This is a genomic window from Nocardia panacis (assembly GCF_003598715.1).
Lineage (GTDB): Bacteria > Actinomycetota > Actinomycetes > Mycobacteriales > Mycobacteriaceae > Nocardia > Nocardia panacis.
This window is the reverse complement of sequence record NZ_QZFU01000045.1, coordinates 258563-281923: the sequence shown is the minus strand read 5'-3', so window position 1 is coordinate 281923 and position 23361 is coordinate 258563. Positions and strand designations below refer to the sequence as shown.

At 67.4% G+C, this 23361-nt stretch carries 21 protein-coding genes and 1 pseudogene; 6 read left to right on the top strand and 16 right to left on the bottom strand.

Annotated elements, in window-relative coordinates:
• Position 1 precedes the first annotated feature (1 nt).
• Positions 2–784 (top strand): SDR family oxidoreductase, encoded by a 783-nt coding sequence (locus tag D5S18_RS31855; RefSeq protein WP_120044826.1) that lies wholly within the window; start codon positions 2–4, stop codon positions 782–784.
• A 101-nt stretch (positions 785–885) separates the two neighbouring features.
• Positions 886–1431: a hypothetical protein gene (locus tag D5S18_RS31850; protein WP_120044825.1), complete on the top strand. Its 546-nt coding sequence runs from the start codon at positions 886–888 to the stop codon at positions 1429–1431.
• Positions 1432–1680: 249 nt separating this feature from the next.
• On the opposite strand, the gene rpsA is transcribed toward D5S18_RS31850, so the two are convergent.
• The gene (rpsA, locus tag D5S18_RS31845; protein WP_120044824.1) at positions 1681–3144 is read right to left on the bottom strand and encodes a 30S ribosomal protein S1; all 1464 of its coding nucleotides are present in this window, start codon (positions 3142–3144) and stop codon (positions 1681–1683) included.
• A 317-nt stretch (positions 3145–3461) separates the two neighbouring features.
• On the opposite strand from rpsA, the gene D5S18_RS31840 reads away from it, so the two are divergent.
• Positions 3462–4352, top strand: coding sequence for a class I SAM-dependent methyltransferase (locus D5S18_RS31840; protein ID WP_239004123.1), 891 nt, complete (start codon positions 3462–3464; stop codon positions 4350–4352).
• A gap of 68 nt (positions 4353–4420) precedes the next feature.
• Here D5S18_RS31840 and D5S18_RS35500 read toward each other — a convergent pair whose 3' ends face one another.
• From D5S18_RS35500 to D5S18_RS31830, 3 genes are all read right to left on the bottom strand, one after another.
• On the bottom strand, positions 4421–4591 hold the full coding sequence (locus D5S18_RS35500) for a type II toxin-antitoxin system antitoxin (protein WP_203237015.1): 171 nt from the start codon (positions 4589–4591) through the stop codon (positions 4421–4423).
• A gap of 7 nt (positions 4592–4598) precedes the next feature.
• Positions 4599–5483 (bottom strand): SPFH domain-containing protein, encoded by an 885-nt coding sequence (locus D5S18_RS31835; RefSeq protein WP_120044822.1) that lies wholly within the window; start codon positions 5481–5483, stop codon positions 4599–4601.
• Between the two features lie 79 nt (positions 5484–5562).
• The gene (locus D5S18_RS31830; RefSeq protein WP_120044821.1) at positions 5563–6921 is read right to left on the bottom strand and encodes an FAD-binding oxidoreductase; all 1359 of its coding nucleotides are present in this window, start codon (positions 6919–6921) and stop codon (positions 5563–5565) included.
• Positions 6922–6991: 70 nt separating this feature from the next.
• On the opposite strand from D5S18_RS31830, the gene D5S18_RS31825 reads away from it, so the two are divergent.
• On the top strand, positions 6992–7888 hold the full coding sequence (locus tag D5S18_RS31825) for a LysR family transcriptional regulator (protein WP_120044820.1): 897 nt from the start codon (positions 6992–6994) through the stop codon (positions 7886–7888).
• A gap of 5 nt (positions 7889–7893) precedes the next feature.
• On the opposite strand, the gene D5S18_RS31820 is transcribed toward D5S18_RS31825, so the two are convergent.
• From D5S18_RS31820 to D5S18_RS31800, 5 genes are all read right to left on the bottom strand, one after another.
• A complete protein-coding gene (locus tag D5S18_RS31820; RefSeq protein ID WP_203237014.1) occupies positions 7894–8853 on the bottom strand; it encodes a phosphotransferase family protein in 960 nt (319 codons plus the stop codon).
• 16 nt (positions 8854–8869) lie between these two features.
• Entirely contained in the window at positions 8870–9622 is a 753-nt protein-coding gene (locus D5S18_RS31815) for an amino acid ABC transporter ATP-binding protein (RefSeq protein WP_120044939.1), read from the bottom strand.
• A gap of 20 nt (positions 9623–9642) precedes the next feature.
• Entirely contained in the window at positions 9643–10605 is a 963-nt protein-coding gene (locus D5S18_RS31810; RefSeq protein WP_120044819.1) for an amino acid ABC transporter permease, read from the bottom strand.
• A gap of 3 nt (positions 10606–10608) precedes the next feature.
• Positions 10609–11514 (bottom strand): ABC transporter substrate-binding protein, encoded by a 906-nt coding sequence (locus tag D5S18_RS31805; RefSeq protein ID WP_120044818.1) that lies wholly within the window; start codon positions 11512–11514, stop codon positions 10609–10611.
• Positions 11515–11647: 133 nt separating this feature from the next.
• Positions 11648–12724, bottom strand: a complete 1077-nt coding sequence (locus D5S18_RS31800; protein WP_120044817.1) for an isocitrate/isopropylmalate dehydrogenase family protein — start codon at positions 12722–12724, stop codon at positions 11648–11650.
• 93 nt (positions 12725–12817) lie between these two features.
• On the opposite strand from D5S18_RS31800, the gene D5S18_RS31795 reads away from it, so the two are divergent.
• Both D5S18_RS31795 and trxA read left to right on the top strand, forming a co-directional pair.
• Positions 12818–13339 carry a 2'-5' RNA ligase family protein gene (locus D5S18_RS31795; RefSeq protein ID WP_120044816.1) on the top strand — a complete coding sequence of 174 codons (522 nt, stop codon included), beginning with the start codon at positions 12818–12820 and terminating at the stop codon, positions 13337–13339.
• Positions 13340–13404: 65 nt separating this feature from the next.
• Positions 13405–13785 carry a thioredoxin gene (gene trxA / locus D5S18_RS31790; RefSeq protein ID WP_120044815.1) on the top strand — a complete coding sequence of 127 codons (381 nt, stop codon included), beginning with the start codon at positions 13405–13407 and terminating at the stop codon, positions 13783–13785.
• A gap of 70 nt (positions 13786–13855) precedes the next feature.
• Here trxA and D5S18_RS31785 read toward each other — a convergent pair whose 3' ends face one another.
• The 7 genes and pseudogenes from D5S18_RS31785 to D5S18_RS31760 form a co-directional block, all read right to left on the bottom strand.
• On the bottom strand, positions 13856–14290 hold the full coding sequence (locus D5S18_RS31785) for a 2-isopropylmalate synthase (protein WP_120044814.1): 435 nt from the start codon (positions 14288–14290) through the stop codon (positions 13856–13858).
• A gap of 426 nt (positions 14291–14716) precedes the next feature.
• On the bottom strand, positions 14717–17443 hold the full coding sequence (gene polA, locus D5S18_RS31780) for a DNA polymerase I (RefSeq protein ID WP_239004122.1): 2727 nt from the start codon (positions 17441–17443) through the stop codon (positions 14717–14719).
• A gap of 93 nt (positions 17444–17536) precedes the next feature.
• On the bottom strand, positions 17537–19213 hold the full coding sequence (locus D5S18_RS31775) for a DUF885 domain-containing protein (RefSeq protein ID WP_120044812.1): 1677 nt from the start codon (positions 19211–19213) through the stop codon (positions 17537–17539).
• A 77-nt stretch (positions 19214–19290) separates the two neighbouring features.
• Entirely contained in the window at positions 19291–20004 is a 714-nt protein-coding gene (locus D5S18_RS36000; protein ID WP_239004148.1) for an ABC transporter ATP-binding protein, read from the bottom strand.
• A 108-nt stretch (positions 20005–20112) separates the two neighbouring features.
• Positions 20113–21021 (bottom strand): annotated as a pseudogene (locus D5S18_RS35995) (ABC transporter ATP-binding protein); the annotation flags it as partial.
• A gap of 35 nt (positions 21022–21056) precedes the next feature.
• The gene (locus tag D5S18_RS31765) at positions 21057–22283 is read right to left on the bottom strand and encodes a branched-chain amino acid ABC transporter permease (RefSeq protein ID WP_120044810.1); all 1227 of its coding nucleotides are present in this window, start codon (positions 22281–22283) and stop codon (positions 21057–21059) included.
• The gene (locus tag D5S18_RS31760) at positions 22280–23314 is read right to left on the bottom strand and encodes a branched-chain amino acid ABC transporter permease (protein WP_120044809.1); all 1035 of its coding nucleotides are present in this window, start codon (positions 23312–23314) and stop codon (positions 22280–22282) included. Before D5S18_RS31760 ends, D5S18_RS31765 begins: the two co-directional genes overlap by 4 nt.
• Between the last annotated feature and the right edge of the window lie 47 nt (positions 23315–23361).

Here is a 23361-nt window from a genome sequence, read left to right as displayed (position 1 = left end):
AATGGATCTGAATCTGACGAACAAGACCGCCGTCGTCACCGGCGCGGGCCGGGGCATCGGACTCGCCATCGTCCGCGCGCTCGTCGCGGAGGGCGCGCGAGTGCTCGGCGCGACCCGCACGATCACCGACGAGCTGCGCGCCACCGGCGCCACCGTGCTCGCCGTCGACCTCGAAACCGAGACGGGCGCCGCCCAACTCGTCAATGCGGCGACCGAAGTCCTCGGCGGCCTGGACATCCTGGTGAACAATGTCGGCGGCGCGAACCACAACGCGCTCGCCGGCTTCCTCGATATCGAGGACGAAACCTGGCAGCGCAGTTTCGATCTCAACTTCTACAGCGCGGTCCGCACCATCAGGGCCGCCCTCCCGAGCCTGCTCGAGCGGAGCGGCACGGTGATCAATGTGTCCTCCATCGTGGGACGCGCGCCCGGCGCCGCCGTCACCGACTACGGCGTATCCAAAGCCGCGCTGACCGCCCTCGGGAAAGCATTGGCCGAACAGTTCGGCCCACAGGGCGTACGCGTGAACACCATCTCCCCCGGCCCGGTGCGCACCGCGTTCTGGGAGTCGCCCACTGGTCCGGGCGGAAAGATCGCGGCCGCCAATGGCGTCTCCCTCGCGGAGTTCCTACCGAATCTGCCCACCGCCGTCGGCATGACGACCGGTCGCCTGGTCGAGGCGGACGAAGTCGCCGCCGCGGTGGCCTTCCTGGCCTCCGATCGAGCCCGCAGCATGGTCGGCGCGGATCTCATCATCGACGGCGGCGCACTCAAGACCGTCTGAGCGGAGAACCTGTCGTACCCCTGCGGCAGAATACTGCTTGATCGGACGTCGACCGAGTTGCCGGACAACGTAATTCGCAACTCGAGCCGAAGGGGAGCCTCATGCCCGACGTCCACGACACGACAACCGATCCCCGCACCCTGGTCGACCGCGACCGCAGGCGTGCGCTGGCAGCCGTGGTCGAACAACATCGGACCCTGCTGGCACCCGCCGCCGAGGAACATCGGCGGCGGGTCGCGCAGCGGGTGTCGGTCTTGGCGCCGGGCCACCGAGCGCTCTACCTCGACGAGGCCGAGCGCCTGATCGCCGCGCTCATGATCGATCCGCAGCGCCACGCCGCGTTGGAGCTGGACGCCTACCGGGCGATCCGAGACGGTATCCCAATGGCATTCGAAGCCGCCACCGCCCGCTACATGCTACGCCGCCCCGACCGCCCGCCGCTGGCCATCCACCCCGGTATGGCCGAGCACCGCCTCGGCACCATCGCCCGCTCGGCCGCCCGCGGCCTGGCCCTCGAACAGATCCACGTCGTAGCCCTCACCACCGCCCAAATGGCCGCACCCCACGAGGCCACCCACACCCCCACCGAACTCCCGGTAGTCCGGCGCGGCGGCACCGGCTCCTCCATCCGCCGCGCCCAAGGCTGAAACCCGAACAACCCCCACGCAATACAAGAAGGGTCCGCGCTCCCCGAGCACGGACCCTTCGCCAAACCCAACCCCAAATCAGCGGCATTCATCAGAACCAACCACATACGCACCATCGAACCGCACCCCGGAGGGGGTCCGGGGGCGCAGCCCGCCGGGTGGGGCGTGGGGGCTTCGCCCCCACAAAATACGAGTGAAACGAGAAAGGCTCATGCTCTCCATGAGCATGAGCCTCCCACGAGTGGAACGTTATCCGTTGCCGGACAGCTTCTCACGCAGTGCGGCCAGCTGCGCATCGCTGGCCAGCGACCCGCCTGCAGGCTCGGCCTGCTGCGAGGAGGACTGCGCGCCGCTCTCCGAGGAGTAGTTGGACGGGCCACCGTTGGCGGCCTCGGCCGCGGCGTCGGCCGCCATCTTCTCCATCTGGGCGGTGTGCATCTTGTGCCTGCGCTCGGCCTCGGCGTACCGGGACTCCCACTCTTCGCGCTGCTTGTCGTAGCCCTCGAGCCATTCGTTGGTCTCGGGATCGAAGCCCTCGGGGAAGATGTAGTTGCCCTGATCGTCGTAGCTGTCGGCCATGCCGTACTTCGACGGGTCGAACTCGGCGTGGTAGTCCTCGTTGGCCTGCTTCAGCGACAGCGAGATCCGACGACGCTCCAGGTCGATATCGATGACCTTGACCATCGCGTCGTCGCCGACCGCGACGACCTGATCCGGCACCTCGACGTGGCGCTCGGCCAGCTCGGAGATGTGCACCAGGCCCTCGATGCCCTCCTCGACGCGGACGAACGCGCCGAACGGCACCAGCTTGGTGACCTTGCCCGGCACGATCTGGCCGATGGCGTGGGTGCGGGCGAACTGACGCCACGGATCTTCCTGGGTCGCCTTGAGCGACAGCGAGACCCGCTCGCGATCCAGGTCGACGTCGAGGACCTCGACGGTGACCTCGTTGCCCACCTCGACGACCTCGGACGGGTGGTCGATGTGCTTCCAGGACAGCTCGGAGACGTGCACCAGGCCGTCCACGCCGCCCAGATCGACGAAGGCGCCGAAGTTGACGATGGAGGAGACCACACCCTTGCGGACCTGGCCCTTCTGCAGCTGGTGCAGGAACTCCGAGCGAACCTCGGACTGGGTCTGCTCCAGCCAGGCGCGGCGGGACAGGACCACGTTGTTGCGGTTCTTGTCCAGCTCGATGATCTTGGCCTCGATCTCCTTGCCGACGTAGGGCTGCAGATCGCGGACGCGACGCATCTCCACGAGCGAGGCGGGCAGGAAGCCGCGCAGGCCGATATCGAGGATCAGGCCGCCCTTGACGACCTCGATGACGGTGCCCTTGACGGCCTCGTCCTTCTCCTTGAGCTCCTCGATGGTGCCCCACGCACGCTCGTACTGCGCCCGCTTCTTCGACAGGATCAGGCGGCCTTCCTTGTCCTCCTTGGTGAGAACGAGGGCCTCGACCTCATCACCCACGGAAACGACCTCATTCGGGTCGACATCGTGTTTGATGGAGAGTTCGCGGGACGGGATGACGCCTTCGGTCTTGTAACCGATGTCGAGCAGAACCTCGTCGCGGTCGACCTTGACGATGGTTCCTTCGACGATGTCGCCGTCGTTGAAGTACTTGATCGTGGCATCGATGGCGGCGAGGAAGTCCTCGGCGGAGCCGATGTCGTTGACGGCTACCTGCGGCGAGGTGACGGTGGTGGGCATGTGTCGGTTTGCTCCGGACGGATTGTGGTCGGTTGCGGACATTTGAACTTTCGGTACGCTGCTTTTCTTACCGCGATCGGGTGTGATTGACGGTCACTAAGGAACGTACCGCACGTACCGCACGCAACACACGGGAGACTCAGCACGGGTCGCACTCCGGACGGTTGCACAGAATTTGTACGGCCGCACAGAATTTAGTACGGCTGTACGCTTCGCACGAAAAAAGCATGTACAGAGGCCACTCGCGCGTTCAGCGTACGCGACCTTGGTCCGACCGGGCAAACCGGCGCACGCGACGCGCCGACTACGCTGTCGACGTGTCGGACGAGGATCACGCCGCGCGGGATGCGCGCCACGCCATAGCAAACGCGTTGCTCGGAACTAGCGGGACGACGCGGACCCGCCTGAACACGGCCGACAGCGAACGCGCCAGCCGACGCTGGTGGGACGCCGACGCCGAACAGTATCACCGGACCCACGCCGAATTCCTGGGAGTCGACAGCCCCGACGGCGAATTCGTCTGGTGCCCGGAGGGTTTGCACGAGGGCGACATGCACTTGCTCGGCGAGCTCGCAGGCCGATCGATTCTGGAGATCGGCTGCGGTTCCGCGCCGTGCGCGCGCTGGCTGGCCGGACAGGGCGCACACCCGGTCGGCCTGGATATCTCGAGGGGGATGCTGGCCCGCGGTCGCGCCGCGATGGCCCGCGGCGGACCGCGCGCGCCCTTGGTGCAGGCCGGAGCCGAGGCGCTGCCGTTCCGTGACGAAAGCTTCGACCTGGCCTGCTCGGCCTTCGGCGCGCTGCCGTTCGTGGCGGATTCGGCGCTGGTCATGCGCGAGGTGGCGCGGGTGCTGCGCCCCGGCGGGCGCTGGGTGTTCTCCGTCAATCACCCTATGCGCTGGATCTTCCCGGACGATCCGGGTCCGGCCGGGCTCACCGCGTCCATCCCCTACTTCGATCGCACGCCGTACGTGGAGGTCGACGACAGCGGCGCGGCGACCTATGTGGAACACCACCGCACCATCGGCGACCGGGTGCGCGAGATAGTGTCCGCCGGGCTGATCCTGACCGACATCGTGGAACCGGACTGGCCCGAGTGGCTGGATCGGGAGTGGGGTCAGTGGAGTCCGCTGCGGGGTGAATTGTTCCCCGGCACCGCCATTTTCGTCACCGAGAAGCCGCGACACGCGGTGCCCGACAAGCCGTGACACGCGGTGCCCAACAAGCCGTGACACGGCGGAGGCCGGACACCAGTGTGGTGTCCGGCCCGCGCGTTTCATTCTTCCGAGGACTTCCCTTTCGGGTTGCGGCCCGCCTGGTCGAGCGCCAGTCGCAGGGCGTATTCGATCTGGGCGTTGATGCTGCGCAGATCGTCGGCCGCCCATTTGGCGATGGCATCGTGCACGGCCGGATCGAGGCGCAGCAGGATTTTCTTGCGCTCCGCCATGGGCCGCTCAGCTGTAGAGGGTTCCGGCGTTGACCACGGGCTGGGTCGCTCGATCGCCGCAGAGCACCACGAGCAGGTTGGAGACCATGGCCGCCTTGCGCTCCTCGTCGAGTTCCACCACACCCTGTTCGGCCAGGCGGTCCAGCGCCAGACCGACCATGCCGACCGCGCCCTCCACGATCGTGGTGCGGGCCGCGACCACCTGCGCCGCCTGCTGGCGCACCAGCATGGCCTGGGCGATCTCCGGCGCGTAGGCGAGGTGGGTGATGCGGGCCTCGATGACCTCGATGCCCGCCAGATCGGTGCGGTCGCGCAGTTCGGCGGTGAGTTCGCCCGCCACCTCGGCCCCGTCGCGCAGGCTGGTGCGCTGCGGATCGTGGGCGTCGTAGGGGTGACTGGTGGCCAGGTGCCGGACCGCGGCCTCGGACTGGGTCTCCACGTAGACCTCGTAGTCGTCCACCGCGAACGCGGCCTTGAAGCTGTCCACCACCCGGTAGACCACCACGGCGGCGATCTCGACCGGATTGCCGTCGGCGTCGTTGACCTTCAATTTCTGGGTCTCGAAGTTGCGCACCCGCAGCGAAATGCTCTTGCGGTCGGTGAGCGGCAGCGTCGCGAAGAATCCCGGTTCGCTGATCGAGCCGACATAGCGGCCGAAGAACTGGATCACCTTGGCCTCGTTGGGGTTGACCACCACCAGCCCGGTGCCGATGCCGACCAGCACGACGACGACCAGCGTGCCCGCGATCGCGCCCGCCAGCGCCAGTTTGTTGTCCTGGTCGGCGGCCTGCGCGTAGCCGACCGCCGACGCCGCGCCGAAGGCGAGGATCAGCGCGACCAATCCGACCAGCACCGGGAATCCATTGATATGGAAAGCGGCCCTCAGCTTCATGACATCCTCCGGTTCATGACATCTCCCTAGTATCAGAGTGATATCACGAAGATAGCAGACCGCCGATTCGGCGCAAGTCTCAGCGCGGCGCGATATTGCGGTTGAACCGGAACATATTGGTCGGGTCGTACTTCGACTTCAGCTTCCCGAGCAGCGCGAACGTCTCCGGGCGGTAACCCGCCCCGGTCTGCGCGTCATCGGCGGCCGCGCCCGCGCCGTAGAGGAAGTTCAGGTTGTGGCCGAGCGTCCAGGGAGCAAGCACCTCCCGCACCCGCGCCAACTCCCCCGGCGCCGCGGCGCCCGCCGCCGCATCGGGCATGGCGATGACGCGGACGGCGTATTCGGCCGCGCGGAAGTCCACCGCATTGTCGGCGGGGCGGCGCAGCGCGCCACCGAGGTGGCGGATCTCGAGCACCACATCCATCGGCCCGTCGGGGCCTGCCAGCGCGAGCAGGCCGCGCACCGCGTCCGGGGTGAGCTCGCTAAGCATGGCGTTGGTGGCGGCGTAGGCGTGCGGATGATCCGGATCACTGTGAATGGCATGGCTTTCCGGATACGGCATGGTGCGCAGGTCATCGCGCAGCCGGGGGCCGACCGCGCGCAGCGGGGCCACCAGCAGTTCGCCCGCCTCGGCCGAACCGGTGTAGGCGAAGCGGAAGGAGGCCACGTAGCGACCGCGCAGCGATTCGGGCAGTTGCGGGATATCCGGGAAGGTCAACATGGTCACGGTGGAGGTCATCGCGGCGGGCGCCGTCGCGGTCCACTCCCGCCACACCCGCAACGCGGGCTCGACCAGTTCGGCGGCGAAGACCAACTGCCCGCCCCACACCTCGGCGAGCGCGACGAGTTCCACCTCCAGCGCGGTGACCACACCGAAATTGCCGCCGGTGCCGAGCACCGCGCCGAACAGTTCGTCCGCGGGGGTCAGCCTGCGGACCCGACCGTCGGCGGTGACCAGTTCGATGGCGCGGACCCGATCGGCGGCGTAGCCGAATTCCCTTGCCAGGATGCCTATTCCGCCGCCCAGGTGATAGCCGACCACACCGACCGACGGCGAGGACCCATTGACCGGGGCCAGCCCGAATCGCGCGGCCGCCTCGATCAGCGCGCCCGCGCGGACACCCGCGCCGACCCGCGCGATCCGGGTCAGCGGATCGACGGTGAGACCGGCCATCCGACCGGTGGTGATGAGCACTCCCCCGTCGGCCGCCACGGACAGGCCGTGTCCCGTCGCCTGGACGGCGACCGGAAGTCCGTGGCGCGCGGCGTATTCCACCGCGCCGCGCACATCCTCGGCGTGCGCCGCGCCGAGGACCAGTGCCGGACGGTGGGTGTAGGCGGTCTGGAAGCCCGACACCTCGGCCTCGTATCCCGCATCGCCGGGTCGCAAGACCGGGCCGGTGAATTCGCCGATCGCTGCCGCGTTGCTCGCTGTCATATCTCCACCCTGGCGGGCGGCGAGTGAGAAGTACAACAGCTAGTTATTCTGATCATTAGAATCAGGAGTTATGGAACTGCGGCAACTGCGCTACCTGGTCACCGTGGTCGATACGGCCAATTTCACCCGCGCCGCCGAGCGACTGCACCTCGCCCAGCCCGGTCTCAGCGCGCAGATTCGGCAACTGGAGCGCGAACTCGGCCAGCCATTGCTGCATCGCGGCCCGCGCGCGGTGACGCCGACCGAGGTCGGCAAGGCGGTCCTGGTGCACGCGCGGGCGGCCCTGGCGGCGGCCGAGCGGATCACCGCCACCGTGGACGAATTCACCGGCCTGCTGCGCGGTCATGTGCGCGTCGGGCTCATCTCGGGCGCGGCCACCGACGAATACGACGTGGCCGCCGTCCTCGCCGCTTTCCACGAGGATCATCCGCAGGTGGGCATCAGCCTCACCGAGGACACCTCCGAACGCATGCTGGCCGCGGTCCGCGCGGGTGAACTCGATATCGCACTGGTCGGATTGTCCGGCGCGGCACTCGATCCCGCCCTTGGTGCCGATATCGTGCTCGATACGGCGGTGGTGGCCGCCGTGGCCGCCGACGCGCGCCGCGGCGAGTCCGAGATACCGCTCACCGCCCTGCGGGAGGAGCCCCTGATCTGTCTCACGCCGGGCACCGGAATTCGCGGCGTCCTCGAATACGCCTGCGCCGAGGCCGGATTCACACCGAATGTGGCCTTCGAGGCCGCCTCGCCGCCGGTCCTGCTGCGCTTGGCGGCGCACGGCCTCGGCATCGCGATCGTGCCGCAACTCACCGCGAAGGAGGAGAAAGCCTTCGGAGTGCGCGCGCTGCCGATCGTCGCGCCGACGCTGCGCGGGCGGCTGGCCCTGGTTTGGCGACAGGACCGCCCGGCGACTCCGGCCGCGAAGGTGCTGCTCGGGCAACTGCGAATCGCCGTGCGGCACCGATAGTTCCGTCAGCCCACCGCCCAGAGGGTTTCGGCGAGTCGATCGATCTCGGTGATATCGCTCACGTCGATCGGAAGATCTTCCAGCACCTCGAAATCGTGCAGGAAGGTGAAAGCCAGCATCTGCCTTGGAAATTCGGCGGTCACCTCGATATCCGCCGCGTTCAGAGCCGCCGCGAGCAGTTCGCGATCTGCGCGAAAGGCATTGAGGTGCAACTGAACCAGAGTGTATCGGAGATCACCCGCATAGACGTCGTTGAAGTCGATCAAACCGGTGATGGTGTCGCCCGCGGCGAAGAGGTTGTCCCCGCTGAGGTCGCCGTGCACGAAAACCGGTGCGGCATTGCCGATCAGGTCGTCGATCCGCGGCAGGAACTCCTCGATCCGATCCAGTAGGGGTGCTGACAGCTGACCCCACGCGCGGTGATCGGCTACCGTCGACGCCCGCCGTTCCCGCAGCAGGTCGGCGAAACCCGGCGCGGTCGAGGCCAATACGCCCGCCTCGGGCAGCGGGACCGCACACAGCCCGGCCAGCAGTTCGCCCGCGCTCGCCGCCAGACGCGCGGCGCCACGGCGGTCGGCGGCGGACAGCGCCTCGCGCCATGGTCGACCCGACACCGCAGACAGCACCAGATAGGGCCAATGCCAATCGCTTTCGTCCGGCCGCAGCTCACCGCGAGCCAGTATCCGAGGCACCGGCAGCCCGCGACCTGCGAGCACCTCGTACGCAGCGGATTCGGCGAGGAAACTTTCGGGACCGCACCAGTAGGGGGTGAAGAACTTCACGACCGCACCGGTGTCGGCCAGGACGACCGGATTGGTGCTCGGCCCCGGCATCGTCAACCGCGCGGGCGTCCCCAGCCCCGCCGCCTCGATGGCGCGCCGGGCATAGGGACCCCACAGCCGAATATCGTTGCGGCGCGGCGCGTACACCGCGTCCGAAGTCAACTCGCTCAGGTCGGGCAGCACGCGGCCACCCTAACCTTCAGAGCAGGCGGGACAGGAAGGCCCTGGTCCGCTCCTGGCTGGGATTGGCGAGCAGATCGCGCGGCGGACCGCTCTCCACCACCACACCGCCATCCATGAACACCAACTGATCGGCGACCTCGCGGGCGAAACCCATCTCGTGGGTCACCACCACCATGGTCATCCCGGATTCGGCGAGTTCGCGCATGACGGTGAGCACCTCACCGACCAGTTCCGGGTCCAGGGCCGAGGTCGGCTCGTCGAACAGCATCAGTTTGGGGTCCATGGCCAGCGCCCTGGCGATGGCGACCCGCTGCTGCTGCCCGCCGGACAACTGCGCCGGATAGGCATTGGCCTTCTCCGCCAAGCCGACTCGATCCAGCAGTTCCTTGGCCCTGGCCGTGGCCTGCGCCTTGGACACCTTCTTGACCTGCGTGGGCGCCTCGATCACGTTCTCCAACGCGGTTCGATGCGGGAACAGGTTGAAATGCTGGAACACCATGCCGATCTCGCGGCGCTGCTTGGCCGCGTCGCGCGGATGCAGTTCGTAGAGTTTGCCGTTGCGCTCGCGGTAGCCCACCAGGTCGCCGTCGACATACAGCCGACCCGCGTTGACCTGCTCGAGGTGATTGATGCAGCGCAGGAAGGTGGACTTGCCCGAACCGGAAGGTCCGATCAGGCACAGCACCTCGCCGCGCGCGACCTGCAGCGAGACACCCTTGAGCACCTGCAGCGCGCCGAAATTCTTGCAGACCCGATCCGCGACGATCATCGGATTCTCGGTGCCGGTGCTCATTTCGCCTTCACAATCGTCTGCGCGTCGGCCAGTTCCTGGAGTTGCTTGGCCGTCAACTGGCGGCTGGCGCCTCGGGAGTAGTGGCGTTCCAGGTAGTACTGGCCGACCATGAGCACGCTGGTAATGACCAAATACCAGGTCGCGGTGACCAGCAGCAGCGGAATCGGCTGGAAATTGACGCCGTAGATATCGCGGGCCCGCCCGTACAGGTCGGTGGTGAGCGGCAGCGCGCTGACCAGCGAGGTGGTCTTGAGCATGCCGATGATCTCATTGCCGGTGGGCGGGATGATCACCCGCATGGCCTGCGGCAGCACCGTGCGGCGCATGGTTTGACTCCAGGACATGCCCAGCGCCACCGACGCCTCACGCTGCCCCTCGCCGACGGAATTGATACCGGCGCGGACGATCTCGGCCATGTACGCGGCCTCGTTGAGGCCCAGGCCCAGGACCGCGAAGGCGAAGGCGGCCTGCATGTGCTGCACATCGAACTGGACGAACTGCGGACCGAACGGAATACCGAGGGCGATGGTCTTGTAGAGCGAGGGCACCAGGCCCCAGAACACCAACTGCACGAAAACCGGTGTGCCGCGGAAGATCCAGAGGTAGACCCAGGCGACCGAGCGCAGGATCGGATTGGGCGAAAGGCGCATGACCGCGAGCAGCGTGCCGAGCGCGATGGCCAGCACCATGGACAGGACGGTCAACTCCAGGGTGACCAGCGCGCCGCGCCCGATGCGCTCATCGAACAGGTATTTGCCGTAGGTGTCCCAGTTGTAGGCCGGGTTGGTGGCCGCGCCGTAGACGAACAGGCCGACCAATCCGAGGATGATCGCGGCGGCCACCCACCGGCCCGGTCGACGCAGTGGGATGGCCTTGATGGGGACGGGTTCGCCGGAGGTGGTGGCTTCCCCACCGCGCCCGGTGTCGCCGGACGCGGTCGCGGAATCTGAGGCGGGCATTTATCAGCTCTCGGCCCCGTTGATGGCGGCCTTGGCGATCGCGCCGCTCTGGACGCCCCAGTTCTTGCAGATCTCCTGGTACTTACCCGTATCGATGAGGTGCTGAACGGCGCCCTGGAGCACCTTGGCCAGCGGCGAACCCTTCGGCACCGGCCAGCCGTAGAGCGCCGAACCGAAGGCAGTGCCCGAGTTCTCGATCTTGCCGCCCGCCTGCTGCACCGCGTACGCCGTCACCGGCAGATCGGCGGACATGGCATCGACCTGGCCGAGCACCAGGGCGTTGGTCGCGGCGCTCTGCTCCTCGAAGGCCTTCTTATCGATCGGCGGCTTGCCCTCGGCCTGGCACTTCTTGCTCTTGGCCGGGATCTCGTCGGTGTCCTCGACCGTGGTGGCCTGCACGGCGACCTTCTTGCCGCAGGCGTTGTCGGGATCGACCGGCTTGCCCGTCTGCTGCGCCCACTGGATGCGCACATTGAAGTAGGTGGTGAAATCCACCTGCTGCTCGCGCTCCTTGGTATCGGTGAACGAGGACATGCCCGCGTCGTAGGTTCCGGCCTGAATGGCGGGAATGATCTTCTCGAAGGCCGATTCCACATAGTCGGCCTTGATGCCGAGGGTGGCGGCGACCGCGTCCATCATGTCGACGTCGAAGCCGACGATCTTGCCGCTCGGATCCTTGTATTCATTGGGCTGGTAAGGGGTATTGACGCCGATGACGATCTTGCCCGAGGACTTCAGCTTGTCCGGCAACTGCGCGGCCAGCGCGTCGACCTTGTCCACCGTGACCTTCGCCGCCGTCGGCGCGTTGTCCTCGGTGTTCTTCGTACAGCCCGTCAGCACCAGCGCGCCGCCGGCGAGCACGCATACTGCCTGCAGGGCGCGCCTGCCTACAACCGATCGAACAGACACAGCAGCCCTCCACAGTTCGAATACGTGAAACCAGGGCGTCACCACCCGTTGGCAATCTAAGCGACCCAGCCGCTCCGCGGGTGACACTAACGGAAGATTGCCCCGTACTGTGTCGTACTCGGCGGTGCGCCGATCACCGGCGGTGCACCCTAGCACAGACCTGTTCGGTGAATTCGCTGGTCGAGGCGAGCCCGCCGAGATCGGCGGTGGCGATTCCGGCCGCCAGCGTCGCCGCGACGGCCCGGTCGACGCGCGCACCCGCCTGCCGCAGCGCCTCGTTCCCGTCGCGAATTCCCAACCAGTGCAACAGCATCGCCGCCGAGAGTTGCAGCGCCGCCGGATTGGCCCGATTGTGTCCGGCCAGTGCGGGGGCCGCGCCGTGCACGGCCTGCGCCATGGCGCGGGTAGCCGAACAATTAAGGGAGGCAGCCAAACCCAGCGATCCGGCCAGTTCACCGGCCAGGTCGGAGAGGATGTCGCCGAACATGTTCTCGGTCACCAGCACATCGAATTCGGCTGCGGCGCGGACCATTTGCGCAGCGGCGGCGTCCACGTGCAGATCGTCGACCCGCACCGTCGGATACTCGCGCGCCACCTCGTAACAGACGTCACGAAACAAGCCCATCGTCATCGGCAGCACATTGGCCTTGTGCACGATGGTGACTCGACCGCGTCGCGTCGCGGCGAGCAGGCAGGCTTCGCGGGCGATCCGCTCCGTGGCCGCCCGCGTCACCAGGCCGACGGCCAGTGCCACGTCGGCCGTCGGCTGGAACTCCCCCGATCCGGCGAACATATTGCGATCGGCATAGAAGCCCTCGCTGTTCTCCCGGACCAGCACCAGATCGATATCCGATGCGGTGGCGCGCACACCTTCGAAGGCGCGGGCCGGGCGGATGTTGGCGTAGAGATCGAAGCGTTTGCGGATCACACCGCCGGGCGCGATCCGCGTCTCGGGCGGGTAGGCGGCATTGTCGTGCGGACCGAGGATCCACGCGTCGAGCCCGTCCAGCGCCGCGAGGGTCGATTCGGGCAGCGGTGCGCCGCATTCGGCGATGGCGGTCAGCCCCATCGGCAGCGGCACCCAGTCCACCGGCATGACGCCCGAGGCCGACAGCGCCTCATCGACCACCAGTCGAGTGGCACGCACCACCTCCGGACCGATGCCGTCGCCCTCGATCAGGCCCAAACGCGGAGTCGTCGCAGCTCGCATTCCGCATATCCTGCCGTCTGCTCCCGGCGCCGCGGTGTCGGGACACCGCGATCCGCCCCGCGGACCCGCCAGGACCGCTAATTTCTGGAGATCATGGTGCAGTCGGTCGAATTGCTGGTGGACGAAACGGCCGAGGCCGAGATACGGCGGCAGTGGCGGTTGCTCGCCGAAGCGGGCATTCCCAGTCTGAACGACCGGACCATCGAAACCCACCGGCCCCACATCACCGTCGCCGTCGCCCGCCAGATCTGGCCGCGAATCGATCAGGAACTCGAGCGATACACCTTCCGCCCCTTTCCGATTCGGCTCGGCGGTGTTCTGGTCTTCGGAGCGCGCAACCCCATTCTGGTTCGGCTGATCGTGCCATCGGAACAACTGCTCGCCGCACAGCGGCGGATCTTCGGCATTGTCGCGCCCTGCCCCGGCGTCCCGACCAATCTGCACCCCGACGCGTGGACCCCGCACATCACCCTGGCCAGGCGGGTGCCATCTCAGCAACTCGGCGAGGCCGTGCACGCCGTGGCGCAGGACCGCGATCACTCGGCGACCGTGATCGGAGTGCGCCGCTGGGACGGTGACCAGCGCCGCGAGTGGCGGGTGGGTCACGGGCGATAGGGCTCGTGGAAGATATACCCCACCGCGCGTGTTACAGCAATGCACACCGAATACGAGAGGACGTCATGGCGACCCAGACGCTGACCCAGCAGAACTTCGATGAGGTAGTCACCGGGAACGACGTGGTACTCGTCGATTTCTGGGCCGAGTGGTGCGGGCCGTGCCGCGGCTTCGCACCCTCGTTCGAAGCCTCCTCGGACAAGCATCCCGACGTGGTGCACGGCAAGGTGGACACCGAGGCCGAACAGGGCCTGGCCGCCGCCGCCGGTATCCAGTCCATCCCGACCATCATGGCCTTCCGCGAGGGCGTGCTCGTCTTCGCGCAGCCGGGCGCGCTGCCGCCGGCCGCGCTCGAGGACCTGGTCACCCAGGTGAAGGCCCTCGATATGGACGAGGTGCGCAAGCAACTCGCCGAGCAGTCGGCCACCGAACAAGCCGGGGCATAGTTCGAACGGGGCCGTTCACCTGTCAAAGGTGAACGGCCCGTTGCTATTTCGGCAGGCGCGCCTCGCCGACTCAGCCGCCGAGGCGGTTGACGCCCGCGATCATGGCGCGCAGGGTGGACTCCGCGCTGTCTCCGGCCATGGCCGCGCCCCAACCCCGACGACCATTGCATTCGCACTGGACGAAGGTGGCCGTGCCGTCGGCGGTGCGGCGCTGATGGAACTGGAGGATCTCCACCGGATAGCCCTCGTCGTAGAGCGCCGAGGTGAGCGCCGCGACCGGGCTACCGCTGGCCGCGACGGTGCGCAACCCGTCGGCGAATTCCAGGGTCGCGGTGAATTCCGCACCCCCGGTACGGGCCGGTGACCAGTCGCCGAGGCGAATCGGGCCGGAGTCCGCGCCGTAGCGATCGTGGAATTGAGTGGGCGTGAGGCCCGCGGATTCGGCGCGCAGGCCCTTGGGGGCGGCGGCCAGGAAACTGTCTGTGTCGAGTGTCAGGATCGTCATGTGCACGTAGGTCTTCCCGAAGAAGTCTTTCGAGGGCGTGGAGGTGGAGGGGACCAGCAGCCAACAATCAACGGCCCGCAGCGAGGGGGCCGGTCCGAATCAGACCCCGCTGCGGCGGGGTACTACGAGATTTAGCCGACGCGCCACCGATGCGGTGCGCGGAAGTAGCCCCTCCAGCCCCGCGGCGGTAGCCTGCGTTGCCAAAGAGGGCTCGGCGAGCGCCGCGAACGACCCGACACCGTCGCGGTCTGCGACAGGGAGCGCTGCGCTGCGGCGGTCGATCGGATTCGGCACGGCATCGAGAATAGGCATCGAACACGCTCTTGGCAACCATATTCCGCGCCCGTTTTGCCGCGAATTCCACTACCGGCGAGTACCATCGCCGCACGTCATCGAACCGGTAGCCGCAGGGCATGGATTGGGGCGCTAGTGTGCCGCGGCGTCCCAGCTTCGACCGACGCCGACCGAGACCTCGAGGGGCACCGAGAGGTCGATGGCCGAGGACATGTGCTCGCGGGCCAGCGCCTCCAGGGTCTCGCGCTCGCCCCCGGCGACCTCGAAGAGAAGTTCGTCGTGGATCTGCAACAGCATGCGCGAGCGCAGACCCGCCGCCTCGATCGCCCGGTGCACATTGATCATGGCGACCTTGATGATGTCGGCGGCGGTGCCCTGAATCGGGGCATTGAGGGCCATCCGCTCGGCGGCCTCGCGGCGCTGCCGATTGCTGGAATCCAGATCGGGCAGGTAGCGGCGGCGCCCGAACAGGGTCTCGGTGTAGCCGACCTTGCGGGCCTGCTCCACCACCTCGTGCAGGTAGTCGCGAATGCCGCCGAAGCGCGCGAAGTAGATATCCATCTGCTCCTTGGCCTCGGTGGTGCTGATCTTCAACTGGGCCGAAAGGCCGTAGGAGCTCAGACCGTAGGCCAGGCCGTAGGACATGGCCTTGATGCGGCGCCGCAACTCCGGCCCGACCTCCGCGATCGGGATATCGAACGCCTTGGACGCCACGAAACTGTGCAGATCCTCCCCCGAGTTGAACGCCTCGATCAGGCCCTCGTCCCCGGAGAGGTGGGCCATGATGCGCATCTCGATCTGGCTGTAGTCGGCCGTCATCAGCGACTGATAGCCGGGGCCGACCACGAAGGTGTCGCGAATGAGCCGACCGGTCTCGGTGCGGATCGGGATGTTCTGCAGATTCGGCTCGGTGGAGGACAAACGCCCGGTGGCCGCGATGGTCTGATTGAACGTGGTGTGCACCCGACCGTCCGGCGCGACCGACTTGAGCAGACCCTCTACGGTGACCTTGAGCCGGGTGGCGTCGCGATGCGCGAGCAGATGTTCGAGGAATGGGTGCTCGGTCTTCTCGAAGAGGGACTCCAGCGCGTCGGCATCGGTGGTGTAGCCGGTCTTGGTGCGCTTGGTCTTCGGCATCTCCAACTCGTCGAACAGCACCACCTGCAACTGCTTGGGCGAGCCCAGGTTGATCTGCTTGCCGATCACCCCGTAGGCCGCCTCGGCGGCGGCGGCGACCCGGTCGCTGAATTGGCGCAGCAGCGTCTGCAACTGGTCGGTGTCGACCGCGATCCCCGCCTCCTCCAGGGTGGCCAGCACGCCGAGCAGCGGCAGTTCCATCTCCGAGAGCAGGCGGGTGGCCTCGATATCGGCCAACTCGGTATCGAGCGCGTCGGCCAGATCCGCGACGGCCTTGGCGCGCAGCATCTCCGTCTGCGCCTGTTCGGCGTCGAGCGCGCCCTCCTCGTCCAGCAGCGACAGTTGCGGTGCGGCGTCGGTCTCCGCGCGCAGTTCGCGATGCAGGTACCGCAGGGACAGATCGTCGAGGTTGAAGCTGCGCTGGCCGGGGCGGACCAGGTAGGCGGCCAGGGCCGTATCGCTGCTCAGGCCCGCCAGCGTCCAGCCGCGCCCGCGCAGCGCGTGCATGGCGGCCTTGGCCTCGTGCAGCGCCTTGGGTTGCGCGGGATCGGCGAGCCACGCGCCCAGCGCGGCCTCATCCTCCGGGGTGAGTCCGGTGACGTCGAGGTAGCCGCTCTCACCGTCGGCGGCGGCGATGGCGATCGCCCGCACATCGCCATCCGACGGGGCGCCGGTGCCCACGACCGAAACGCCGTGCCGCGCACCGGGTTTCGCATGTTCGGCCAACCAGGCGGTCACGGTGCCCGGCACCAGGGCCGCACCGCTGATGTCGAAGCCCGATTCGGCCTCCGGCTCCGGCGGGGCCAGGGTCTCGAACAGTCGGTCGCGCAGGACGCGGAACTCCAGATCGTCGAACAGGTGGTGGATCTTCTCCCTGTCCCACGCGCCCTGGGCCAACTGCTCGGGCGTGTAGGGCACCGGAACATCGCGCACCATCTCGGTGAGCTGTCGATTGAGCACCACGCTGCTCAGATTGGCGCGCAGGGAGTCGCCGACCTTGCCCTTCACCTCGTCGACCTTGTCCACCAAGGTGTTCAGGTCGCCGTATTCGCGGATCCATTTGGCCGCCGTCTTCTCCCCCACGCCCGGAATGCCCGGCAGATTGTCGCTGGGGTCGCCGCGCAGGGCCGCGTAGTCCGGGTATTGAGTCGGGGTGAGACCGTATTTGGCCTCGACCTCCTCGGGGGTGAAGCGGGTGAGATCCGAGACGCCCTTGCGCGGGTACAGCACCGTCACGTTCTCGTTGACCAACTGGATGGCGTCCCGATCGCCGGTGACGATCAGGACGCGGAACCCCTCGGCCACCGCCTGCGTGGTGATCGTGGCGATGATGTCGTCGGCCTCGAATCCGTCGATGGCCATGACCGCGATACCGAGCGCGCCGAGCACCTCCTTGGCCAACTCCACCTGACCGCGGAATTCGTCGGGCGTGGCAGTGCGGTTGGCCTTGTACTCCGGGTACGCCTCGGTGCGGAAGGTCTTGCGCGAGACGTCGAAGGCCGCGCCGATATGGGTGGGCTTCTCATCGCGCAGCAGGTTGATGAGCATGGCGGTGAAGCCGTAGACCGCGTTGGTGGTCTGGCCGGTCACGGTCTTGAAATTCTCGGCCGGTAGCGCGAAGAAGGCGCGGTAGGCGAGCGAATGCCCGTCCAACAGCAGCAGGGTCGGCCGCTCCCCGTCGGATGCGGCGGCGGAACGCTGGGCAGTCGTCGGTGCACTCACGCCGATGAGTTTAGGGACCGATACCGACACGGGGATGCGCCGACACCCAAGGTTGCGACGCATCCCCACCCGAAGGGTCGGATCGACACCGGCCTAGATCGCCGCGACGAGCTCCCGCAGCACCGGCAGGCTCACCGAACCCGACCCGACAACCGTGTCGTGGAAGACCTTGATATCGAACGCCGCACCCAACCGGGCCTCGGTCTGCGCGCGCAGCCGACGGATCTCGAGCTGACCGACCTTGTAGCTGACGGCCTGACCGGGCATACCGATGTACCGGTCCACCTCGGTGGTCAACTCCGTCACGCCGAGCGGCACATTCGCGACGATGAAGTCGATGGCCTGCTTCCTGGTCCAGCCCTCGGCGTGCAGACCGGTGTCGACCACCAGGCGACACGAGCGCCACGAGTCGGCGGCGAGCATCCCCATCAGGTCCAGATCGTCGGCGTACAAACCCATTTCGTCGGCCAGCCGCTCGGTGTACAGCGCCCAGCCCTCCACGAAGGCGGTATTGGCGAAGGACTGCCGCTGGAAGCGCGGCACACCGGTGAGCTCATTGGCGATGGTCAGCTGCAGGTGGTGGCCCGGCACCGCCTCGTGGTAGGCCATGGCGGCGCTGTTGTAGCGGTATTTGCCCTCCGGTTCGTGCATGCTGACGAAGAAGGCGCCGGAGCGCGAACCATCCGAGGCGGGCGGGAAGTAGTAGGCGGGCGGCGCGTCGGCGGCCAGGAAGTCGGGCACCGGCAGGATGTCGCAGGACTGTTTGGGCAGGCGGCCGAACCAGTTGCCCATTTCCGCGTTCGCCTTGTCCAGCGCGGCGCGCGAGGCCTGCATCATCTCCGCGCCGCCGGTGTAGCGCAGCGCCGGATCCGAGCGCAGTTTGGCGAAGATCTCCGCCGTGTCGGTCACGCCGAACAGGCGTTTGCCCACCACGGCCCACTCCTCGCGCAGGGCCTCGAGCTCGCTGAGGCCGAGCTGGTGGATCTCCTGCGCGCCCAGGTCGGGAAGGGTGGTGTGCCTGCGCAATTCGCGGCGGTAGATGTCCTCGCCGTCCGCGCCGAGATGGCACAGGCCGGGCTTGTCGTCGGGGCGGGCGGCCGGGAGCAAATCATTCGCGAGCGCGTCACGGTAGCGCTGGAAGGCCGGACGGATGCTCTCGCGCGCCACCTCTGTCAACTCGGCGCGCCAGGCGGCCTCGCCGTCCCAGCCGACCGGCCCGGCGATATTCGCGAACAGGTCGGAACCGAGATCGGTGGCCAGGTAGCCGTCGACCTGGTGCAGCGAGCGCTCGATGGTGATCCGCGGCGGTGTGCGGCCCGCGGCCAGACCGTCGCGGAAGCGCTGGGCGGCCTGGTCGAGCATGGCGCCGAAGCCGCGGTACCGCCGCACCAGTGCGGCGGCGTGCGCGGGCTCCGGCGCCGAGGTCTGCGCGATGACCATGAGCTGGTCGGCGTGCACACCGTCCATCTGATCCGAGGCCAGCTCCACCCAGCGCCATTCCAATTGCTCCACCGCCGTGGACAATTCGGAGAGCAGCAGGCCGCGGGTCACCCGGTCGGCGGCGGTGAGGCCCGCCGGATCCACCGCCTCGACCTCGGCCCGCAGCGCGCGTCGCTCGTCGAGTTGGCGCTGCTGGGCCTCGGTCGAGAAGTCCTCGAGGCGATCGTCGAACCGGTGATCGCCCAGCAATGTGGCCTGACTCGGAGTCGCGGCCAGGACGCCATCCCAGTAGCGATCGGACAAATCGGTCAATTGGTCATGCGGTTCCATGACATCCGATCATGCCCGAGCCGGCGACATCGCGACGGGACGATTCGCGAGATTCCCGGAAACCGGTACCAAAATTCCTACGCGACACCCAAATACGCCGATTTCACCGCCGGATCGACGAGCAGTTCCCGGCCGGTTCCCGATTTGGTCACCGCACCGGTCTCCAGGATGTAGGCCCGATCGCTGCGCGCCAACGCCTGACTGGCGTTCTGCTCCACCAGCAACACCGTGGTGCCCTGGCGATTGATCTGACCGATGATCCGGAAGATCTGCTGAATCACCATGGGCGCCAGACCCATCGACGGTTCGTCGAGCAGCAGCACCCGAGGCCGGGCCATGAGCGAGCGGCCGATGGCCAGCATCTGCTGCTCGCCGCCGGAGAGCGTGCCGCCCACCTGTTTACGGCGCTCGCTCAAGCGCGGGAACAGTTCGAAGACCCAGTCCATGGTGTCGACGTAGACTTTGTGATCCTTGAAAGCCCTTCCGTAGCAACCCATGTCCAGGTTCTCCTGGACGGTCATACCGGGGAAGATGCCGCGCCCCTCCGGCGCCTGGATCAGCCCGCGCGCTACCCGCTCGTGCGCCTTCATCCGGGTGATATCGGTGCCCTCGAACAGGATTCGGCCCCTGGTCAGCGGCAGCAGACCCGAGACGGCGCGCATGGTGGTGGTCTTGCCCGCACCATTCGCGCCGAGCAGCGTCACCAGTTCGCCGTCGGCGACCCGCAGCGAGATACCGTGCAGCGCTTGGATTCGCCCGTACTGCACCACTACGTCCTGGATCTCGAGCAGCGGCGTGTCGGACGGCTCCGGCGGATTCTCCTCGTCGACGACGACCTCCGGCGCCGGCTCGGAAACCTGTACCGGCGCAGCCGATTCCGCGGCGGCCTCGGCCGCGTCCACCTCGTCCTCCGGCACCCCGAGATAGGCCGCGATCACCGCCGGATCCTCCCGGATCGCGCCCGGCAACCCGTCGGCGATCTTGCGGCCGAACTCCAGCACCACGATCCGATCGGTGACGCCCATGACCAGCCGCATATCGTGCTCGATGAGCAGCACGGTGAACCCGTCGTCGCGGATCTTGCGGATCAGATCCATGAGCGCGGCCTTCTCGCTCGGATTGAATCCGGCGGCGGGCTCGTCCAGGCACAGCAGTTTCGGCTCGGTGGCCAGCGCGCGGGCGATCTCCAGCCGCCGCTGATCGCCGTAGGGCAGGTTGCGCGCCTTCTCCACCGCGCGCGGCGCGATCCCGACGAATTCCAGCAGCGCCATCCCGCGCTCGATGGCGTCGCGCTCCTCGCGCCGATGCCGCGGGGTGCGCAGCAGCGCGCCGGGCACGGAGGTGCGATGCCGGGCATCGGTGCCGACGACCACATTCTCGAGCGCGGTCATCTCGTCGAACAACCGCACATTCTGGAAGGTACGCGCGATCCCGAGCCGGGTGATCTCATTGCGCTTGGTCTTGGTCAGCGGCGTGCCATCGAACTCGACGGTGCCCGCCGTGGGCCGGTAGACGCCGGTGATGGCATTGAAGCAGGTGGTCTTGCCCGCGCCGTTCGGCCCGATGAGGCCGAGGATCTCGCCGCGGCGGATCTCGAAACTCACCTGATCCAGCGCGGTCAGGCCGCCGAACCGCACCGTGAGCCCATCGGTGCGCAGCAGCGGCGCACCCACGGCGGTCTCGATATCCCGATGCGGGGCAACGACTTGCGCGACCACCCCGGCATCGGCGAGGGTCGGGTCCACCGCCGTCACGTCCAGGATCGGCGCGGCCGCCTCCGGCTGGTCGGCGGTGTAGCCCGCCGCCATGTCCTCGTTGTCGAACAGCGCGCCGCCGGGGCCGGTCATCGCGCACCTCCTGTCGGTGCGGTGGCCGCCTGCGCGCCGGGGCGATGCACCGCACGATAGACCTGGCGGCCCGCGGCGAGCAGTTTCTGCCGGACCGGGAACAGGCCCTGCGGCCGGAAGATCATCAACACCACCAATGTGACTCCGAAGAACAGATATTTGTAGTCGCCCAGCGACTGCCCGCCCACCTGCACCGACATGAAACGGTTCGGCAGGTACACGATCAGGAAGGCCCCGACGATCACGCCCAGCTTGTTGCCCTGTCCGCCGATGACGACCGCGCACAGGAACAGCATGGAGTTGATGACATTGAATCCGGTCGGATTGATGAACTGCACCTGACCCGCGTACAGCGCGCCGGACAGTCCGCCGATGGCCGCGCCGATGGTGAAGGCCCACAGCTTGAATTTGAAGGTCGGCACGCCCATGATCTCGGCGGCGTCCTCGTCCTCGCGGATGGCCACCCAGGCCCGGCCGACCCGGCTGCGCTCCAGATTGCCCACCAGCAGCAGCACCGCGACCACCAGCGCCATGCCGAGCCAGAACCACCAGGTGCCGGAATTGGCCCGGTCCAACAGATTCCAGCTATCGGATTTGCCGAGGTTGCTCCCGGAGAAGTAACCCTCCGGGTGCTGCGGCGACTCCCCCAGCCGCGGATAGGCGATGCGCGAGAGCCCGAGGCTGCCATTGGTGATCTCACCGAGGTTGTCGGCCAGATGCCGCACGATCTCACCGAAGCCGAGGGTCACGATCGCCAGATAGTCGCCGCGCAGTCGCAGCGTCGGCGAACCCAGGATGAGCCCGGAGACCGCGGTGAGCAGGATCGCCAGCGGCACACAGGCCAGCCAGGCCCATTTGGTGGTCAGGAAACCGTGCCCGACCTGATTCCACGGACTGTCCGGACTGGTCAGCAGACCGACCGAGTACGCGCCGACGGCATAGAACCCGACATAGCCGAGATCGAGCAGACCCGCCTGTCCGACAACGACATTCAGGCCGATAGCGAGCAGCGCGTACATGGCGAACTGCGCCATCACCCCGCCGAAACTGGTGCCGGGGGTATCGAGCAGCGGCGGCGGGAACAGCGGCAGGATCGCCAGCACGAGGATCGCCGGGATACCGACGGCCCACTGCGCGGGCCGCGACAGCCCGCCCCACCAGGCGCGCAACGCGTCGCCGACGCCGCGCATCGGCCGGGCGGGTTTCTTCGTCGCAGTGCTCATGCCCGTGCCCTCCCCAGACTCTCGCCCAGAATGCCGGTGGGCCGAATCATCAGCACCGCGACCAGCACCACGAAGGCGACCACATCGCGCCACTGATTGCCCAGCAGCGTCAGACCGTAGTTCTCCACCAGGCCCAGCAGCAGCCCGCCGAGCAGCGCGCCCCGCAGATTGCCGATACCGCCGAGCACGGCGGCGCTGAACGCCTTGATGCCGAGTACGAAGCCGCCGGAGTAGATGACGCCATTGGGGACCTTCATCGTGTAGAGCAGGGCGGCCGCGCCCGCCAGCACACCGCCGATGAGGAAGGTCTGCATGATCACCCGCTCCCGCGAGACACCCATGAGCGTCGCGGTATCCGGGTCCTGGGCCACCGCGCGGATCCCGCGACCGAATTTGGTCCGGTTGATCATGGCCTCGGTCGCCACGGCCAACACCACCGCGGCGGCCAGGATCACCAGCGCCACATTGGTGACCGGCGCACCGAACACGGTGAACTGCGTGGACGGCTGCACCAGGATGATCGGCTGCTGGGCATTGGTGCCGCCGATCTTGTGATCGAATCTCGGAATCAGGTAGTGCAGCAGCTCCTGCAGGACGAAGGACATGCCGATCGCGCTGATCAGGAAGATGAGCGGTTTCGCGCCCCGACGGCGCAGCGGCCGATAGGCGATGCGTTCCAGGCCGACGGCCGCGCCGCCGGAGACCGCCATGCCGAGCACCATCGCCAGGATCAGATAGACGGAGGTCAGCAGGATGCCCTGCGAATAGGCATCACCGCTGGGCGCGAATCCGAGCACCATGAGTCCGATCATCTGACCGAACAGCCCGAGCATGAATATTTCCGAATGCGCGAAATTGATCAGTCGCAGCACACCGTAGACGAGGGTGTAGCCGACCGCGACGAGCGCGTAGATCGAACCATAGGTCAAACCATTGATGGTGTTCGGCCAGAATTGGTCGACCACGGCGGTGACATTGAAATCGATGGAGCCGGCCAAGTGGGCCGCATCGGTGATTGCGGATAAAGACATGCGTGACTCTCGCCGTTAGCGAAAACGACGTGTGCCGGAGAACCGTC

Bases quoted from the DNA above. Each gene is read 5' to 3' on its own strand.
- D5S18_RS31830 (WP_120044821.1), bottom strand. From the start codon at position 6,921: ATGACAGCGAGCAACGCGGCAGCGATCGGCGAATTCACCGGCCCGGTC.
- D5S18_RS31795 (WP_120044816.1), top strand. From the start codon at position 12,818: ATGGTGCAGTCGGTCGAATTGCTGGTGGACGAAACGGCCGAGGCCGAG.
- D5S18_RS31825 (WP_120044820.1), top strand. From the start codon at position 6,992: ATGGAACTGCGGCAACTGCGCTACCTGGTCACCGTGGTCGATACGGCC.
- D5S18_RS31855 (WP_120044826.1), top strand. From the start codon at position 2: ATGGATCTGAATCTGACGAACAAGACCGCCGTCGTCACCGGCGCGGGC.
- D5S18_RS31810 (WP_120044819.1), bottom strand. From the start codon at position 10,605: ATGCCCGCCTCAGATTCCGCGACCGCGTCCGGCGACACCGGGCGCGGT.
- D5S18_RS31775 (WP_120044812.1), bottom strand. From the start codon at position 19,213: ATGGAACCGCATGACCAATTGACCGATTTGTCCGATCGCTACTGGGAT.
- D5S18_RS31760 (WP_120044809.1), bottom strand. From the start codon at position 23,314: ATGTCTTTATCCGCAATCACCGATGCGGCCCACTTGGCCGGCTCCATC.
- D5S18_RS31815 (WP_120044939.1), bottom strand. From the start codon at position 9,622: ATGATCGTCGCGGATCGGGTCTGCAAGAATTTCGGCGCGCTGCAGGTG.
- D5S18_RS31765 (WP_120044810.1), bottom strand. From the start codon at position 22,283: ATGAGCACTGCGACGAAGAAACCCGCCCGGCCGATGCGCGGCGTCGGC.
- D5S18_RS31850 (WP_120044825.1), top strand. From the start codon at position 886: ATGCCCGACGTCCACGACACGACAACCGATCCCCGCACCCTGGTCGAC.
- D5S18_RS35500 (WP_203237015.1), bottom strand. From the start codon at position 4,591: ATGGCGGAGCGCAAGAAAATCCTGCTGCGCCTCGATCCGGCCGTGCAC.
- D5S18_RS31835 (WP_120044822.1), bottom strand. From the start codon at position 5,483: ATGAAGCTGAGGGCCGCTTTCCATATCAATGGATTCCCGGTGCTGGTC.
- D5S18_RS31785 (WP_120044814.1), bottom strand. From the start codon at position 14,290: ATGACGATCCTGACACTCGACACAGACAGTTTCCTGGCCGCCGCCCCC.
- trxA (WP_120044815.1), top strand. From the start codon at position 13,405: ATGGCGACCCAGACGCTGACCCAGCAGAACTTCGATGAGGTAGTCACC.
- rpsA (WP_120044824.1), bottom strand. From the start codon at position 3,144: ATGCCCACCACCGTCACCTCGCCGCAGGTAGCCGTCAACGACATCGGC.
- D5S18_RS31800 (WP_120044817.1), bottom strand. From the start codon at position 12,724: ATGCGAGCTGCGACGACTCCGCGTTTGGGCCTGATCGAGGGCGACGGC.